The sequence below is a fragment of the Mesorhizobium sp. NZP2234 genome, assembly GCF_013170765.1.
Taxonomy (GTDB): domain Bacteria; phylum Pseudomonadota; class Alphaproteobacteria; order Rhizobiales; family Rhizobiaceae; genus Mesorhizobium; species Mesorhizobium loti_D.
This window is the reverse complement of the sequence record NZ_CP033364.1, coordinates 4,073,728-4,090,150: the sequence shown is the minus strand read 5'-3', so window position 1 is coordinate 4,090,150 and position 16,423 is coordinate 4,073,728. Positions and strand designations below refer to the sequence as shown.

The 16,423-nt window shown below is 62.3% G+C and carries 13 protein-coding genes; 4 read left to right on the top strand and 9 right to left on the bottom strand.

The genetic code is table 11. The features are described 5' to 3' along the window. Positions 1–2 precede the first annotated feature (2 nt). A complete protein-coding gene (locus EB230_RS20145) occupies positions 3–782 on the bottom strand; it encodes an ABC transporter ATP-binding protein (protein WP_172373746.1) in 780 nt (259 codons plus the stop codon). Positions 783–839: 57 nt separating this feature from the next. After that, positions 840–1,826, bottom strand: a complete 987-nt coding sequence (locus EB230_RS20140; protein WP_172375133.1) for an ABC transporter substrate-binding protein — start codon at positions 1,824–1,826, stop codon at positions 840–842. A gap of 154 nt (positions 1,827–1,980) precedes the next feature. Between EB230_RS20140 and EB230_RS20135 the strand changes: the two genes are divergently transcribed. Both EB230_RS20135 and lexA read left to right on the top strand, forming a co-directional pair. Further along, positions 1,981–2,754: a GntR family transcriptional regulator gene (locus tag EB230_RS20135; protein WP_172373744.1), complete on the top strand. Its 774-nt coding sequence runs from the start codon at positions 1,981–1,983 to the stop codon at positions 2,752–2,754. A gap of 352 nt (positions 2,755–3,106) precedes the next feature. Then, positions 3,107–3,844: a transcriptional repressor LexA gene (gene lexA, locus EB230_RS20130; protein ID WP_056577032.1), complete on the top strand. Its 738-nt coding sequence runs from the start codon at positions 3,107–3,109 to the stop codon at positions 3,842–3,844. Here lexA and EB230_RS20125 read toward each other — a convergent pair. Then, positions 3,838–6,291, bottom strand: a complete 2,454-nt coding sequence (locus tag EB230_RS20125; RefSeq protein WP_172373742.1) for a ComEC/Rec2 family competence protein — start codon at positions 6,289–6,291, stop codon at positions 3,838–3,840. The two genes, lexA and EB230_RS20125, sit on opposite strands and share 7 nt — an antisense overlap. 102 nt (positions 6,292–6,393) lie before the next feature. Here EB230_RS20125 and gltX point away from each other — a divergent pair, with 102 nt between their 5' ends. Both gltX and gltA read left to right on the top strand, forming a co-directional pair. After that, positions 6,394–7,818 carry a glutamate--tRNA ligase gene (gene gltX / locus EB230_RS20120; RefSeq protein ID WP_172373740.1) on the top strand — a complete coding sequence of 475 codons (1,425 nt, stop codon included), beginning with the start codon at positions 6,394–6,396 and terminating at the stop codon, positions 7,816–7,818. Positions 7,819–8,002: 184 nt separating this feature from the next. After that, entirely contained in the window at positions 8,003–9,331 is a 1,329-nt protein-coding gene (gltA, locus tag EB230_RS20115; protein WP_056577025.1) for a citrate synthase, read from the top strand. Positions 9,332–9,419: 88 nt separating this feature from the next. Here the strand turns inward: gltA and lpxB are convergent, their stop codons facing one another. The 6 genes from lpxB to bamA all read right to left on the bottom strand — a co-directional run bounded on the left by lpxB (position 9,420) and on the right by bamA (position 16,281). Next, positions 9,420–10,592, bottom strand: a complete 1,173-nt coding sequence (lpxB, locus tag EB230_RS20110; RefSeq protein ID WP_056577022.1) for a lipid-A-disaccharide synthase — start codon at positions 10,590–10,592, stop codon at positions 9,420–9,422. Further along, a complete protein-coding gene (locus EB230_RS20105; RefSeq protein ID WP_172373738.1) occupies positions 10,585–11,484 on the bottom strand; it encodes an LpxI family protein in 900 nt (299 codons plus the stop codon). The genes lpxB and EB230_RS20105 overlap by 8 nt, the downstream gene beginning before the upstream one ends. Next, positions 11,471–12,304: an acyl-ACP--UDP-N-acetylglucosamine O-acyltransferase gene (gene lpxA / locus EB230_RS20100; protein ID WP_056577019.1), complete on the bottom strand. Its 834-nt coding sequence runs from the start codon at positions 12,302–12,304 to the stop codon at positions 11,471–11,473. The genes EB230_RS20105 and lpxA overlap by 14 nt, the downstream gene beginning before the upstream one ends. Positions 12,305–12,317: 13 nt before the next feature. Continuing rightward, the gene (gene fabZ / locus EB230_RS20095; RefSeq protein WP_056577016.1) at positions 12,318–12,785 is read right to left on the bottom strand and encodes a 3-hydroxyacyl-ACP dehydratase FabZ; all 468 of its coding nucleotides are present in this window, start codon (positions 12,783–12,785) and stop codon (positions 12,318–12,320) included. Then, positions 12,778–13,833, bottom strand: coding sequence for a UDP-3-O-(3-hydroxymyristoyl)glucosamine N-acyltransferase (lpxD, locus tag EB230_RS20090; RefSeq protein ID WP_056577013.1), 1,056 nt, complete (start codon positions 13,831–13,833; stop codon positions 12,778–12,780). Before lpxD ends, fabZ begins: the two co-directional genes overlap by 8 nt. 75 nt (positions 13,834–13,908) lie before the next feature. Continuing rightward, complete coding sequence (gene bamA, locus EB230_RS20085) at positions 13,909–16,281, bottom strand: outer membrane protein assembly factor BamA (RefSeq protein WP_056577009.1); 2,373 nt, start codon at positions 16,279–16,281, stop codon at positions 13,909–13,911. Positions 16,282–16,423 lie beyond the last annotated feature (142 nt).

Sequence of the window (16,423 nt, the reverse complement as noted above, 5' to 3'; positions counted from 1 at the left end):
GATCAGCTCGCCAACAACATGCGGTCGGTCTTGACCGAAAAATGGCCGATGAGGTCGATGACCGTGACCCTCGCCTTCTCTTCCCCGGTGACTTCAAGCAGGACCCGGCCCGCATCGAGCATGATCACCCGGCTGCCATAGTCGACGGGGTGCTGCATGTTGTGGGTCACCATCAGGGTCGTCAGCTTCAGCGCGTTGACGGCCCGCACCGTCGCCTGCATGACGATCTCGGCCGTGCGCGGGTCGAGCGCGGCCGTATGTTCGTCGAGCAACAGCAAGTCCGGCGATCCGCCCACGGCCATGATCAGCGAGAGCGACTGTCGCTGCCCGCCCGAGAGCAGGTCGACACGGGTATCGAGGCGATTTTCAAGGCCGAGGCCCAATATCGACAGGCGCTCCTTGTAGGATGCAAGCCGCGTAGCGTTCAGCCCTTGCCGCAGCGTGCGTTTTTGGCTGCGCAGGTCGGCCAGCAGCATGTTCTCCGCCACCGTCATGCTGGCGGCTGTGCCGCGCATCGGATCCTGGAAGACGCGTGCCAATCTTGCGGCACGTTTGTACACCGGCATGGCCGTGACGTCGGCGCCATTGATCAGGATCCTGCCGGAATCCAGGACAAGAGCTCCGGAAATGGCATTGAGCATGCTGCTCTTGCCGGCTCCGTTGGAGCCGATGACGATGCCGAACTCGCCCGTGGCCAGCGACAGGCTGAGACCGTCCAGCGCGATCTTCTCATCGGCCTGGCCCTTGTAGAATACTTTGCACGCGGATCGGATCTCGAGCATCGTTCCTCCCTGACCTCAGGATGACGGCGCCGACGCCGTCATCCTTCAGTGCCGATGTCAGTCGACGATGCAGCCGCAGTCGGCCATCGACGCCGGTATCTCCATGCCGAACGCGGCCATCGCCTTGCGGGAAATCGTTGCCATGTGATCCTTGTAGGCAGGGCGCGACGGCGCGATCGTCTTGGGATCCTTGCCCTTGAGGATTTCGGCGGCGATGTTGCCGGCGTTGACGCCGACCTGGGTGTAATTGACCGCGAAGCTTGCCGGCACCGTGCCGTTGCGGACCGCGCTGTCATCGGAGTTGACGATTGGGATTCCGGCCTGGCGAGCGGCCGCGGAGACAGCGGCGATCGCCGGCTGGATCAGGTTTGAAGCCGGGCCGTAGATCACGTCTGCCTTGCCGGCGAGCGCGGCGATGCGCTGCTGGATGTCATTGACGTTGTCGATGCCGACTTCCACGACCTCGAAACCGGCCGCCGGTGCGGCCGCCTTGATCTTCTCGACCAAGGCAACGTCATTGGCCTCGCCAGGATTGTAAGGGACGCCGAAGCGCTTGGCATTCGGCAGCAGCTTCTTGGTGAAGGCCATGACAGCGGCGACATCCTGCAGATCGCTGGCGCCCGTCATGCCTTCGTCTCCGGCGTCCCACGACGGCACCAGCTTGGCCGCGACCGGATCGGTGACAGCGGCAAAGACGATCGGAATACCGGAACCGGCAAGCGCCTTCTTGGCGATCTGCGAGACCGGGGTGGTGATGGTGTAGATCAGCTTGGGCTGCTCCGCCTGCAGCTTGGCGATCATCTGCGGGACTAGCGATGCATCGAAATTGGTATGGCTCTCCGTGTAGACGACATCCTTGCCCTCGACAAAGCCATTGTCCGTCAGCGCTTTCTTGAACCCGGCTATGGCGGCGTTGAGCTGCGGATGCTCGCCGAAATTGGCGATGCCGATGCGAATCTGGTCGGCGGCGGCACTCCCCGCGCTGACCATCAATGCGCCTGCCAGGGCCAATCCCGACAGCCAAGCGGATTTCGACTTCAACATCATTTCCTCCCAGATTTGATCAGCGCCGCTCATCGGGACGGCAACTGCGGCGATCATGGTCAGTCCGTCGTCACCTGTCAAACATTATATATAATTCTTGCCATGGGCCACCATCATATATAATTTCCACATGCCCGACGATGGACGGATCGCGATGCAGGATCAGAACAACTCCACGAAAACCGAGGCTGCCTATCAGTTGCTGCGGCGCGATATCCTGACCACACGCCTCATGCCGGGCGCGCCGCTCAAGCTGAGCGCGCTGCGCGGTCAATACGGCGTCGGCTGGACACCGCTGCGTGAAGCCTTGTCTCGGCTTGAGGCTGAGCGCCTGGTTACGGCCATCAGCAATCGCGGCTTTGCCGTGGCTCCAGTGTCGCGGGCCGAACTCGAGGACCTGGCTCGCGCAAGGATGGTTGTGGAGATGCCGCTGTTCCTGGAATCGATCGGGAAAGGCGGCAGGGAATGGGAGGACGCGGTTGTCACCGCTCACTACCGCCTCTCCCGCTGCAAGACCGCGGTCGACGACCCCTCTGACGACGCGGTCGACCAATGGGACGAGAGCCACGAGGCCTTTCACGCGGCATTGCTGAGTGCCGCGACGTCCAACTGGCTGTTGCGCTTCCGCTCGACAATCGCCGATCAGTTGCGGCGGCATCATCGTTTTCTCGGACTGGCGCCGACATTGCGGGCGGCGGCCGGCCTCAAGCATGGCTATGGCGAGGCAATGGACGCCCTGCGCGAGGCGATCGCGATCGAGCATCACACCGCGATCATGGAAGCGGCCCTCGATCGCGATGTCGAGCGGGCGAAAGCGCTGATGACGGCGCATATCGGCTACACGCTGCATGTCTACGTTCACAGCGAGGACAGCGGCGCGAACAATTATACCGCACGCGCCGGCAGCCTGAAGGCAATTTCGGGATGACTTCAGCGTTCTTGCTCTTGAGGCATGATCGTTGGCGTTTTGATTTCGTTTCGTTCCGCCAGGAATGGATCGACCAGCGACGCAAATCCAGCCTCTGGACGCCGTTGAGAAACCGATGCCAAGGTCCATCAAGAGGTAGGCCACAGGCGATTAACCAAAATGATTTCAATGCCCGCGTTGGCGGCGAAGGCGGTCGATCGCTGCGCACTGCCGGCGGCGGATAATTTCAGATGTCTTAACAAGTTCACTAAACTTTAAACAGTTGCGGAACACAACTGGAACAGATAGTGTTTGTTCTGGGTTTGTTTTTCGATTCCGATTCACACCCTTCGTTCAATGCCTGGGGGGCGCCATGCTGACGCGCAAGCAACATGAACTTCTGATGTTCATTCATGAACGGCTGAAGGAAAGCGGTATCCCACCCTCCTTTGACGAGATGAAGGAAGCGCTCGATCTCGCCTCCAAGTCAGGGATCCATCGCCTGATCACGGCGCTCGAGGAACGCGGCTTCATCCGCCGGCTGCCCAACCGGGCGCGGGCATTGGAAGTGCTGCGGCTGCCGGATTCGATCGCGCCAGGCCTCAACGCGGCAAAGAAATTCTCGCCTAGCGTCATTCAAGGCAGTCTTGGTCAGGGCGGCGTTGGCCGCCAGATCAAGCCGGCGCCGTCACGCTTGCCCTTTGCCGGGAATGACGACGACGCGGTCGCCGCCGTGTCGATCCCGGTGATGGGCCGTATCGCCGCCGGTGTGCCGATCGATGCCATCCAGCATCAGACGCATTCGATCTCGGTGCCGCCGGACATGATCATGGGTGGCGAACACTATGCGCTGGAGGTCAAGGGCGATTCGATGATCGAGGCCGGCATCTTCGATGGCGACACGGTCATTATCCGCAACGCCGATACGGCGAGCCCGGGCGAGATCGTCGTGGCGCTGGTAGACGAGGAGGAAGCGACCTTGAAGCGATTCCGCCGCAAGGGCGCTTCGATTGCCCTTGAAGCCGCCAACCCGGCCTACGAGACGCGAATTTTCGGGCCGGACAGGGTCAAGGTGCAAGGCAAGCTGGTCGGGCTGATCAGGCGCTACTGAGCAGGAGCGGCCGGCGTTTCGGGTTTTTGATAGGGCGGCAGTCCCCTCGCCTCGCGCGAAAACTTTCGTTGCGCGTGCCAGGGTCGATACGGTCCGTCCACGGCGAAGCTGATGATTGGCGGACTGGTCGCCGATTGGCGGTCGAAGAAGACGGCGGCACTGCCCTTGCGTGCAAGTTGCCGTTTGGTGACGACGAGAACCAGCGGGTTGTGGCAGGCATCGTAGCCCGTCGCGTCATTGACAACGATCAGGTCGGCGAAGCCGCAGGCCTTCCAGGTAGCCTTGCGGTCTTCGACATGCGCGATGATCGCGCCAGACGGATGCCGGGCGAGACAGATGCCCTCCGTGCAATAAAACGGCGCCCCTGGCGGCAGATTGACGGCATCGGCAATATCGAATTGTCCCTCTGCCTTGTTGAACATCTCCGGTGCGACAATTGTTTCGGAGACCAGCGCGCGTTTCCAATTGTCGACGGTGAATTCGTTCGGGCGAGCCCGGCTGACCGCGAGTTCGCCACCGCCGATCGGCACCGCGACCAGGCGCGCGTCTTCCGAGATCAGCACATCCGGCGTGCGCGTATCCGACACCGTCAACAGGCCGGCGAGCGCGAATGGCACTGCCGCGAGCCGCAGCCATGTCGTCGCCATCGTTGCGATGACCAGTGCGATCGTCACCAGCAGCACCGAGTGCTGTGAAATCAGCCCGATCGCATCGACGGGGGAGCGTTCCGATATCCACGCCGATATGGCGATCATGGCCGTCAGCCCCTTGCCCATCACGTAGAGAAAGGGACCATCGGCACCAAAGGGCATCGCAAGAGAACTGAGAACAGCGAAAGGCATGACAATCAGAGAAACGATCGGCATGACGGCGAGATTGGCGAACAGGCTGAGCGGTGACACACGCTGGAAATGCCAGATGGCAAACAGCGCCGTGGCGCAGCCGGCAGTGATGGAGGTCATCGCCAACCCGCCCGTCGCCAGCAGGAATTTTCGCGTGAGAAAGCCCGGCAGGGACCGCTTTGGCGGCGGCGGTCTTGCCTTTCCCGCACGGTGATCCGCCCAGCCGGCATAGGCGCCGACCAGCGCGGCGGTCGCGGCGAAAGACATCTGGAAACTTGGACCGACCACCTCGTGCGGCGACACCACGATGACGGCGATTGCCGAGATGGCGAGGTTGCGCATGGTCAGCGCGGCGCGATCGAACAATACGGCAATCAACATTACCGCCAGCATGATGAAGCTGCGCTCGGCGGCAACGACCACGCCTGAGATGATGAGGTAGGCGGCGATCGACAACAGTGCCACGGCGGCCGCGTATTTCTTCACCGACCGACGCGCGGAAAAATCCGGGAACAGCGCGAAGGCACCGCGCAACAGCCCCATGATGGTGCCGGCGACCAGCGCCATATGCAGTCCGGAAATGGAGATGATGTGATAGATGCCGGTGCGCCGCATTGATTCGTTGATTTCATCGGGAATGCCGGCGCGCACGCCAACGATCAGCGCTGCCGCGATCTCGCCTTCGGCGCCGCCAACAACGCCCCTGATGTGGTCGGCGATGGCTTCGCGCGCATTTTCTATCCCTGAAAACAGGCGGGCCGACAGGGGCATCTCATTGTCGTCGGCGGAGATGATTCTTGGATTGCCAAGGAAGAAGCCGCTGCCACCGATGCCGGCAAAGTAGCTGTCGAACGAGAAATCGTAGCTGTCCGGCCGCACCGGACCTGTCGGCGGCAGCAGCTTCGCATAGCCCGATATCAGCGAGCCGGCTATCATGTCGTCAGGTATCTTGCGCGCCGAGAGCCGGACCCTTTCCGGCGCGTAACGCAGTTTTGGCCGGGCCGTCGACGTCACATCTATGGTCAATCGGATGCGGCCGGTCTCCATGCGGTCGAGCGAGACGACACGGCCGGTCACTTGCGTCGAGATTTCCGAACCCAGCATCCGGGTGCCAGCCCGCCAGGTCTCGACCTTGGCGGCAAGCAGGCCCAACGCGCACAACAATGCCGCCATGAAGGCCAGATGGGTTCTCGGCCAGGAGCGCGAGACAAGCGCACAGATCGCCATCAGCACGACGATCGCCACAGGCTTTGCAAAGTCAGGCTCCGCCGCCAGCGCGTAATAGCCGATCGCACCAGCGGCCAGGCAGACCGGCACCAGCAGGAAGGCGATGCCTCGGTCAAGTTCCAGCTCCGCTGCCGTCGTCACACCGTGGCGCAGGCGAGGCAAGGAGGCCTGGCCAATTTGCCGCCCGATACGCGCAATCCTGCCAGTGGCGGGCGGAATTTGTGCTGGGGTACCCGCTGGCAAAGGTTGGCTGCCGGAGCCGGGAACGAGAGGAGATGGCGGCAGCGAGGCCGGCGGCGGGATCGCAAACAGGGAGCGTTCGCTGACGCCAACCACAGCGTCCTCGCCCTGATCCGAGCCCCGGCCACGTCCAGCCATCGGGTCTGCCCCTTGCACCCCTGACGCCCTATGCTACATGAACGCGCGACGCGCGAAAGTCCGCGCCGCCGCGCCCCGCTTCAGATGGTTTCCGAGAGTTTCATGTCCGACAAGGTCGTCACCCGTTTTGCCCCCTCGCCCACCGGTTACCTGCATATCGGAGGCGCGCGCACGGCACTGTTCAACTGGCTCTATGCCAAACATACCGCCGGCACGATGCTGCTGCGCATCGAGGACACCGATCGCGAGCGTTCGACCGATGCCGCGACGGCCGCCATCCTGGACGGCCTCACCTGGCTCGGTCTTGGCTGGGACGGCGATGCGGTTTCGCAATTCGAGCGCGCCCCGCGCCACCGCGAGGTCGCGGAGGAGCTCGTGCGCATGGGCAAGGCCTATTACAGCTACGAGACGCCTGCCGAACTGGAGGCGATGCGCGAGGCGGCTCGCGCCAAGGGTCTGCCGCCGCGCTACAATGGCCAGTGGCGCGATCGCGATCCGTCCGAGGCGCCAGCCGGCGTCAAGGGCGCAATCCGCATCAAGGCGCCGACCGAGGGCGAGACGATCGTCCAGGATCGCGTCCAGGGCGAGGTGCGCTTCCCCAACAAGGATCTCGACGACTTCATCATCCTGCGTTCGGACGGCAACCCCACCTACATGCATGCCGTCGTCGTCGACGACCACGACATGGGTGTCACGCACATCATCCGCGGCGACGACCACCTGACGAATGCCGCCCGCCAGACGGTGATCTACAATGCCATGGGTTGGGACGTGCCGTCGATGTCGCATATCCCGCTGATCCACGGCGCCGACGGCGCCAAGCTTTCGAAGCGTCACGGCGCGCTCGGCGTCGAGGCCTATCGGGCCATGGGCTACCTGCCGGAGGCGCTGCTCAACTACCTGGCGCGCCTGGGCTGGAGCCACGGCGACGACGAGATCATGTCGATCAAGGACATGATCTCCTGGTTCGACATTGGCGACGTCAACAAGGGCGCGGCCCGCTTCGATTTCGCCAAGCTGGAAGCGATCAATGGCGCGCATATGCGCCGCATGGCCGATGCCGAACTGTTCGACATCTTCATCGCCACCCTGCCCTATCTCGAGGGCGGCCCGGCGATGGCCGCGCGCCTTGACGACACGAAGAAGGCGCAGTTGCTGGCAGCCCTTCCGGGGCTGAAGGAGCGTGCCAAGACGCTGGTCGAGCTTGTCGATGGCGCGGCCTTCCTGTTCGCCACGCGCCCGCTGCCGCTCGACGACAAGGCCACGCTCTTGCTCAACGACGAAGCGCGCAAGATCCTGCGTGGCGCTCACGAAGCTTTGAACGCGGTTTCGGGCGACTGGACGGCTGCCGCGGCGGAGGCCGCGATCCGCGATTATGCGCTGGCCGGCGGCCACAAGCTTGGCGCCGTAGCCCAGCCCCTGCGGGCCGCGCTGACTGGCAAAAGCACCTCGCCGGGTGTGTTCGACGTGCTTGCCGTGCTTGGGCGCGAGGAGAGCCTGGCGCGCATAGCGGATCAAATCGATTAGGAGCAAACTGGCCCAAGAAGATTGGCATTGAAAGGCGCGTTTCGCAGTGCAACATTAGGTCTTGGCCCAATCTGGCACGCACCTCCTAAAATGCGGTGGCGAATACGCGCATTGCGGTGATTTCGACGTGTCGCTCTGCAGAAATTTGCCTTTGCCGGCATGAGGAAACAAGAAGGAGTTTGCAATGACCGAAGCTGCGAAAAAACTGGATGTGGGCGGCAAGAACCAAGAAGCTACGGCAACGCTTGAATTCGCCGGCAAGACCCATGAATTCAAGGTGCGAAGCGGCTCCGTCGGGCCTGACGTCATCGACATCGCTTCGCTCTACAGCACCACCGGCGCGTTCACCTACGACCCCGGTTTCACCTCGACCGCAAGCTGCGAGTCCGAAATCACCTTCATCGACGGCGATGCCGGCATCCTCTTGCATCGTGGCTATCCGATCGACCAGTTGGCTGAACACGGCGACTTCCTCGAAGTCTGCTATCTCCTGCTCTACGGTGAACTGCCGACCAAGGCGCAGAAGGACGATTTCGATTACCGCGTAACGCGCCACACCATGGTGCACGAGCAGATGTCGCGCTTCTTCACCGGCTTTCGCCGCGATGCGCACCCGATGGCGGTGATGTGCGGCGTGGTCGGCGCGCTGTCGGCCTTCTATCACGACTCCACCGACATCTCCGACCCGTACCAGCGCATGGTCGCTTCCATGCGGCTGATCGCCAAGATGCCGACGATCGCGGCCATGGCCTACAAGTACCACATCGGCCAGCCCTTTATTTACCCGAAGAACGATCTCGGTTTCGCGGCAAACTTCCTGCATATGTGCTTTGCGGTGCCGTGCGAGGAGTACAAGATCAACCCGGTACTGGCGCGCGCCATGGAGCGCATCTTCATCCTGCACGCCGATCACGAGCAGAATGCCTCGACCTCTACGGTTCGCCTCGCCGGCTCTTCCGGCGCCAACCCGTTCGCCTGCATCGCCGCCGGCATCGCCTGCCTGTGGGGCCCGGCCCATGGCGGCGCCAATGAAGCGGCGCTCAACATGTTGGGCGAGATCGGCCATGTCGATCACATCCCGGAATTCATCGCCCGCGCCAAGGACAAGAACGATCCGTTCCGGCTGATGGGTTTCGGCCACCGCGTCTACAAGAACTACGATCCTCGTGCGAAAATCATGCAGAAGACGGCGCACGAGGTCTTGGGCGAACTCGGCATCAAGGACGATCCGCTGCTCGACATCGCCATGGAACTGGAAAAGATCGCGCTGACCGATCCCTATTTCATCGAGAAGAAGCTCTATCCGAATGTCGACTTCTATTCCGGCATCACGCTCAAGGCGCTGGGCTTCCCCACCACCATGTTCACCGTGCTGTTCGCGGTCGCCCGCACCGTGGGCTGGATCGCGCAGTGGAAGGAGATGATCGAGGATCCGCGCCAGAAGATCGGCCGCCCGCGTCAGCTCTACACCGGCGCGCCGGAGCGTGACTACGTGCCGATCGCCAAGCGCTGATGAGAAGAAGTGAGTAGTCAGTAGTCAGTAGTCAGTAGTCAGTAGTCAGTAGTGATGGTCAACTTCACTACCCACTACCCACTACTCGCTATCTCGCCCTCTTGACGTACCCCATCACCACCTGCGCCGCTATCTCGCCCGACGGCCTGTCCGTCGCCATGCGCCGCGCGATCTCGGCAAAACCGTCTTTCTGCCAGGCGCGCATGCCGCTGTCGGCGAACAGCGCTTCCATCTGCCGGGCCAGGTTGTTCGGCTTGACGTACTCGTTGTAGAACTCCGGAATAAGCGCACGATCCGCAATCAGGTTGGGCAGCAGCGCCGACCAGACGGAAACGAAATAGGGCGCAATGGCACGTGCTATGGGATCGAGCCTGTAGCACGAGACCATCGGCACACCCGACAGCGCCAGCTCCAGCGATACGGTTCCCGATGCGATCAGCGCGGCATCGGCCTTGCCGAAAGCCTGCCATTTGCGTTGGGGATCAACAATGATCTCTGGCTTTTCATCCCAACGATTGACCGAGGATTTGACGAGGTCGGCGACATGGGGAACCGTCGGCAGCAACAGCCGCAGCCTATGCCCGCGCGCGCGCAGCATCGACACCGTCTCGCCGAATGGTTCGATCAGCCGGCGCACCTCGCCGCGCCGCGAGCCGGGCAGCACCAGCAATGTCTTGATGCGGTCCTGGGCAAGATCGCGCGGCAATTCCTGCGCCTTCGCGGCGGCAAGCACGCCCGCCTCATGCGTGAGGCGATGCCCGACATAGGTGCCGGGCGGGCCACCCAGCCGCTCGAGTTCCTTCACCTCGAACGGCAGGATGCAAAGGATATGGTCGACGTAAGGCTTCATCGCCACCGCCCTGCCCGGCCGCCACGCCCAGACGCTTGGACAGACATAGTGGATGATGGGAATCGACGGATTGGCCGCACGCACCTTCCTGGCGACACGCAAGGAAAAGTCGGGGCTGTCGATGGTGACCAGACAGTCCGGCTTCTCGTCCGCGATGGTTTTGGCCAGTTGGCCGATCCGCCTTATGAGGCGCGGCAGATCGCGCAGGACGGCGCTGAAACCCATCAGTGCGATCTCGCCGGCATCGAAGGGCGACACCAGGCCCAATTCGCCGAGGTGCCGGCCTCCCAAGCCGACGAGTTGCACCTCTCGGCCCGTCATATGGCGGAGAGAACGGACGATGTCGGCGCCAAGCAGATCGCCTGATTCCTCACCCGCGACGATCGCGACCTTCAGCGCCTTGTCAGCCATGCGTCGGCTCCGCTGCGGCCAGGCCGACGATGAACAGACCGAGTTCATTGGCGCGCGACAGGGTTGCGGGGCCCTCGAGGATCAGTGAGCGTCCCGCCTCGACGGCAATGCCCGCAAGCCCGGCCGCGTGGGCTGCTTCGATCGTCTGCGGTCCTATGGACGGAAGATCCGCGCGCAGCTCCTGGCCGGGCTTGGCGCATTTGACCAGGACACCGCGCGTTTTTCCGGCGATGCGGCCGTGGCCACGCAGCACCCTGGCGCGATCGAGCAGTCCGGCCGTGCCCTCGATGCCCTCGAGCGCGATGGTCCGGCCGCCGACCGCGATCGCCGCTTGGCCGATATCCAGTGCTCCGATGGCCTTTGCCGCCGCGAAGCCCGCCTCGATGTCGCGCCAGTCGGACTTCCGCGGCTCCACCTTGGTCAAGGTCCCTTCGGCCGCCACAAGGTTCGGCACGATCTCGTGGGCACCCACGACCTTTATTCCTCGTGCCTCGAGGCCTCGCGCCACCACTTTCAGCAGCCCATCGTCGCCGCGCGCCAGTGCCATCACGACAACCGGTATCACCGCAAGCAGGCTGAGGCTTGGGCGCAGATGCGTCAGCCTTGGCCGGCGCTTGATCTCGCCGGCAAGCACAAGATGGGTAATCCGGTGGCGCTTGAGCAATGGAACAAGCGAGCCGATCGCCTCCAGGGCCAGGGTCTCATGGTCATACTGGCGCAATTCCACCAAGCGGTCGGCCTCGCCGTCCATGAGGACGACGAAGGGCGGGTACCCCTGCTCGGCCGAGCCGGCCGCGACTTCGACGGGAAGGCTGCCGCCGCCGGCGATGATGCCGACCCTGGCACCTGGCGGGAGATCAAGACCAGCAGAAGCCGTCTCAGTCTTCATCATCGGCATCGTCGCCGTCGCTGCCCTTGAGCGATGGCACCGCATAGTGCCGCTTGCCGCGACTGCTGATGAAATCGATGATCTTCATGGCGGTCGGCGAAGAGGCGAACTCGGCCTTGGCGAATTCAATGTTCTCGCCGACGGTGCGGGAGCGGTCGAAGATCGTCCTGTAAGCCTTGCGCAACAGATAGATCTCGGAACGCGGCAGACCGGCGCGCTTGAGGCCGATGATGTTCAAGCCACGCAAGCTGGCGCGGTTGCCAACGGCAATGGCGTAGGGAATGACATCACCGACAAAAGCCGAGCATCCGCCAAGAAAGGCGTTATCGCCGACACGCACGAACTGATGAACGGCGCTCAGGCCGCCAATATAGACGTTATCGCCGATCTCGCAGTGTCCGCCCAGCGTCGCGCCATTGGCGAAGGTGGCGTTCTTGCCGACCACGCAATCATGGGCGATGTGGGCATAGGCAAGGAAATTGCCGTTGTCGCCGACTGTCGTCTCGCCGCGGCTGGTATCCGTGCCGACATGCATGGTGACGCCTTCGCGGATGGTGCAATTGGCGCCGATGACCAGCGTGGTGCGACCGCCCTTGTGCTTGGTGTTCTGCGGTGGCGCGCCCAATGTCGCCATCGGATAGACCTTGGTGGACGCCCCGATAGTGGTCGCGCCCATTACCGAGACATGGCTGACCAGTTCGACGCCATCACCGATCACAGCATCGGCGCTGATATGGCAAAACGGCCCTATGCGCACACCCTGGCCGATTTGAGCGCCCTCTTCCACGACGGAAGAAGGATGGATTGAAGTCTTGATTTTCATAGGCACTCGATCGTCAGTCGCCGGTGACCATCATGGCTGAAATCTCGGCCTCGGCTGCCTTGGTGCCATCGACCAGGGCTTCACAGGCGAATTTGAGCAGGTTGCCGCGCTTCTTGATTTTCTTGACATGGATCTTCAACTGGTCGCCGGGAACGACCGGTTTGCGGAATTTGGCATTGTCGATGGTCAGGAAATAGACCAGCGACGGCTTCGACGCCCCAAGGCTTCGGATGCAGATGGCGCCCGCCGTCTGTGCCATGGCCTCGACGATCAGCACGCCCGGCATCACGGGTTGCTCCGGGAAATGCCCCTGAAAATGCGGCTCGTTGATGGTGACGTTCTTGATGCCGATGGCGGATTCATCGCCGTCGATGTCGATGATGCGGTCGATCATCAGGAAGGGATAGCGGTGCGGCAGAAGCTTCATCAGCCCCAATATGTCGACCGCTTCCAGCGTCGTCGCCGCCACCATATCAGCCATTGTCCTTGCCCTGCTTGCGTGCCCTGGCCATCGTGCGCAACATGGCTATCTCCCGCATGGCTTCCGCCATCGGCTGTGCCGGATAACCGCCCCAGATCTCGCCGGCAGGGACATTGCTCATAAATCCACTTCTGGCGGCAAGCTTGGCTCCTGTGCCGATGGTCAGGTGATCGGCAAGTCCGACGCCGCCGCCCATCGTGACATTGTCACCCACGACCACGGAACCGGAAATACCTGAAAGCCCGGCCACTATGCAATTGCGACCAATGCGGACGTTATGGGCGATCTGGACGAGATTGTCGATCTTGGTACCCTGGCCGATGATCGTATCGGACATGGCGCCACGATCGACTGTCGAATTGGAGCCGATCTCGACATCATCCTGGATGACAACCCGCCCGATCTGGGGAACCCGTTCCGGCCCCTTGGCGCCGGCAACGAAGCCGAAGCCGTCCTGGCCGATCCTGGCGCCGCCATGGATGATGACCCGGTTGCCGATCAGCGCATACTGGATGCTGGCACCCGGGCCGACATAGCCGTCACGGCCGATCTGGCAAGACTGTCCAATGACCGCGTTGGGTGCGACGACGGTACCGCTGCCAATCGAGACGCCCGGCCCGATGACCGCGCCGGCCTCGATGATAGCGCCGGCTTCGATATGCGCGGTCGGATCGACATGGGCATGCCGCGAAACTCCGGTTTCACCTGTCATTGGCCCCGGCGTGGCGGCTGTCGGGAACAGCAGCCGGCCGACGAGCGCGAATGCCTGTTGCGGCCGTGGGTGGATCAGCACAGCGACACCGGCCGGCGCCTTGTTGGCGAATTCCGCCGGACACAGGACCGCGGCCGCCCGCAGCGACGGCATCAGCGCGGAATTGCGCCTGCCGTCAACGAAGACGAGCGCGTTGGCGGCGCCTTCGTTGGCTGGCGCCAGCGCTTCGATCGAAACGTCGGATTGGCCGGAATCGACAAGCACCGAGCCGGTCAGATTCGCGACTTCGGCCGCCGTATACCGGCGTGATGGCGCGAAGAACACCGGGTCGGTCATTCCAGAAGCTATATCCAGCTAGGTCGGAACATTTCTCCCGGATCAACACAACCCGGGAGCATCGTTGGCCGCCGATCAGAAGCGGGTCGATATGCCGAAGTTGAATTCCTGCACGTCATCGTGCGCTTGCTTCTTGACCGGGATCGCGTAGTCGATACGGATCGGACCGAACGGCGAGGCCCACATCAGGCCGACGCCCACCGAGGCACGCAGCTTCATATCGAGAGAGGCCTGGTCGACCGTCGTGCTGATCTTGCTGCCGTAGAGCGTCGCAGCGTCCGCAAATACGGCACCGCGGAGACCGAAGCTCTCGGGAACGACCGGCAATGGGAACTGAGCTTCGGCCGAGGCATTGAAATAGGTTACCCCGCCTAGATGGTCGCCCGTATTCGGGTCCACCGGACCGATGCCATTATACGCAAAGCCACGGATCATGCGGTCGGTGCTCTGGAACTGATCGAAGATGCGCAGAGTACCATTATTGCCATAACTCTCGACATGACCGGCGCCGCCCGAAATCAGCCCGACCAGATCAAGCTGTTCGGAAAGCGTCTGGTAGATGCTGCCGCGCCCGGTAAGCTTCACGAACTTGGCATCACCACCAAGTCCGGCCACTTCCACAGTCGTATTGGCATAGATGCCTTCATGCGGGTTCTTCATGTCGTCGATCGTGTTGTAGACCAGCCCCAGGCTGATCGACGACTTGATCCAGGGGCTTTGAGCAATGCCGTCCAGGATGGCGGGCGAAATCGTGCAGGTGCCGTCTGGATTCCCAATGGTGGTAGGACCGCAACCGTCGTCGACCTTATACTTCTCCTGAGAGATATTGTACGCCAGCTGGGTGGTTATGTTGTTGGTAATCGGCAGCCCGAAGCGGATCGTCGCACCGGTGGTGTCGCTGTCATAATTGTTATTGTACTGCCTCGTCGACTTGTAGATGTCGAAGCCGGCGGCGATGCGCCGCCCGAGGAAATACGGCTCGGTGAACGAAATGCTGTAGTCGCGCGAATTCTTGCCGCCACCCGCCGACAGCTTGATGAACTGGCCACGACCGAGGAAGTTGCGCTCGGTGATCGATCCTTCGACGGACGGGCCCGCTGTGTCGCCACCGGTCGAATAGCCGGCGCCAATGGAGAATTCACCTGTCGACTTCTCGACCACATCGACCACCAGCACGACCTGGTCCGGCTGGGAGCCGGGCACGGTCGAGATGTCGACTTTCTCAAAGTAGTTCAGAGCTTCCAAGCGCTTCTTCGCGCGCTGGATGAGCACCTGGTTGAACGCATCGCCTTCGCTGACGTCGAATTCGCGGCGAATGACATAGTCGCGCGTGCGATCGTTGCCGCGGATCTCGATGCGCTCGATATAGGCTTTGGTGCCCTGGTCGACCGTATAGACCACCGAAATCGTATGGTTCTCGAAGTTGCGGTCGCCGCGCGGCGTCACCTGTGCGAAGGCATAGCCGGAGCCGGCCACCTTCTCGGTCAGCGCGATGATGGAATCCTCAACCTTCTTGGCATTGTAGACGTCGCCCTTGCTGGTCTCGACTACTGATTCCAGCGACTTGGAGTCGACTTCGGGGATCGTGCTTTCGACGCTGACGTCACCGAAGGTGTAGCGCTCGCCTTCCTGGACGGTGATGGTGACCGTGTATTTGTTCGTTGCGCTGTCGAGTTCGCCGACAGCCGACACGACCTGGAAATCGGCATAGCCGTGATTGTAGTAGAAGCGGCGCAGCAGCTCCTGGTCAGCGCGCAGCTTGTCCTCGTCATAGACGTCATCCCGCAGGATGAACGAAACCCAGGACGAACGCTTGGTGTTGATCACGTCCGACAGGCGGCGGCTCGAATAGGCGCTGTTGCCGACGAAGTTGATCGCCGCGATCTGCGTGCGGTCGCCTTCCGTGATATGGAAGACCACGTTCACGCGGTTGTCGCCGAGTTCCATGATCTGCGTGGTCACGCCGGCATCGTCGCGGCCGATGCGCCGGTAAGCGGCCTTGACCGCCTCGACATCGGAATCAAGCGTCGCCTGCGAGAACGTCCCGCGCGGCTTCAGCTGAACCGCGGCCTGAAGCGCATTGTCCTTGAGCTTCTTGTTGCCCTGGAACAGCACCTGGTTGACGACCTTGTACTCGGCAACCTTGACCACCAGCGTCGAACCGACCTGGTTGATCTGGACATCCGAGAACAGGCCGGTGCCGAACAGCGCCTTGACCGCGCTGTCGATGTCGGAACTGGAGAAGGCCTTGCCCGGCTTGATGGTGATGTAATTGCGGATGGTCTCGGCGTCGACACGCTGGTTGCCGGTCACCTCCACCCTGCTTACGACAGCGGCTTCAGCCGCCGATGTGGCAACGAATTGCACCGCGAGCGCACCTGGTACGACCAGAGCGGCGGACAGTGCCGCCGCTGACGCGGCGTTCAGAAACTTGGATGCTGCCTTCATCGGGCTTAATAACCTTTTCTCGTAGTCCCCACGGCGAGAAAACCGGACGTGCGGTAATTTCCCCTACCGTATTAACCGGATTTTCCCTACACGCAAGGCTTCTGGTTAATTTGTATTTACTTAACCCTGGTGCGTGGCTTTC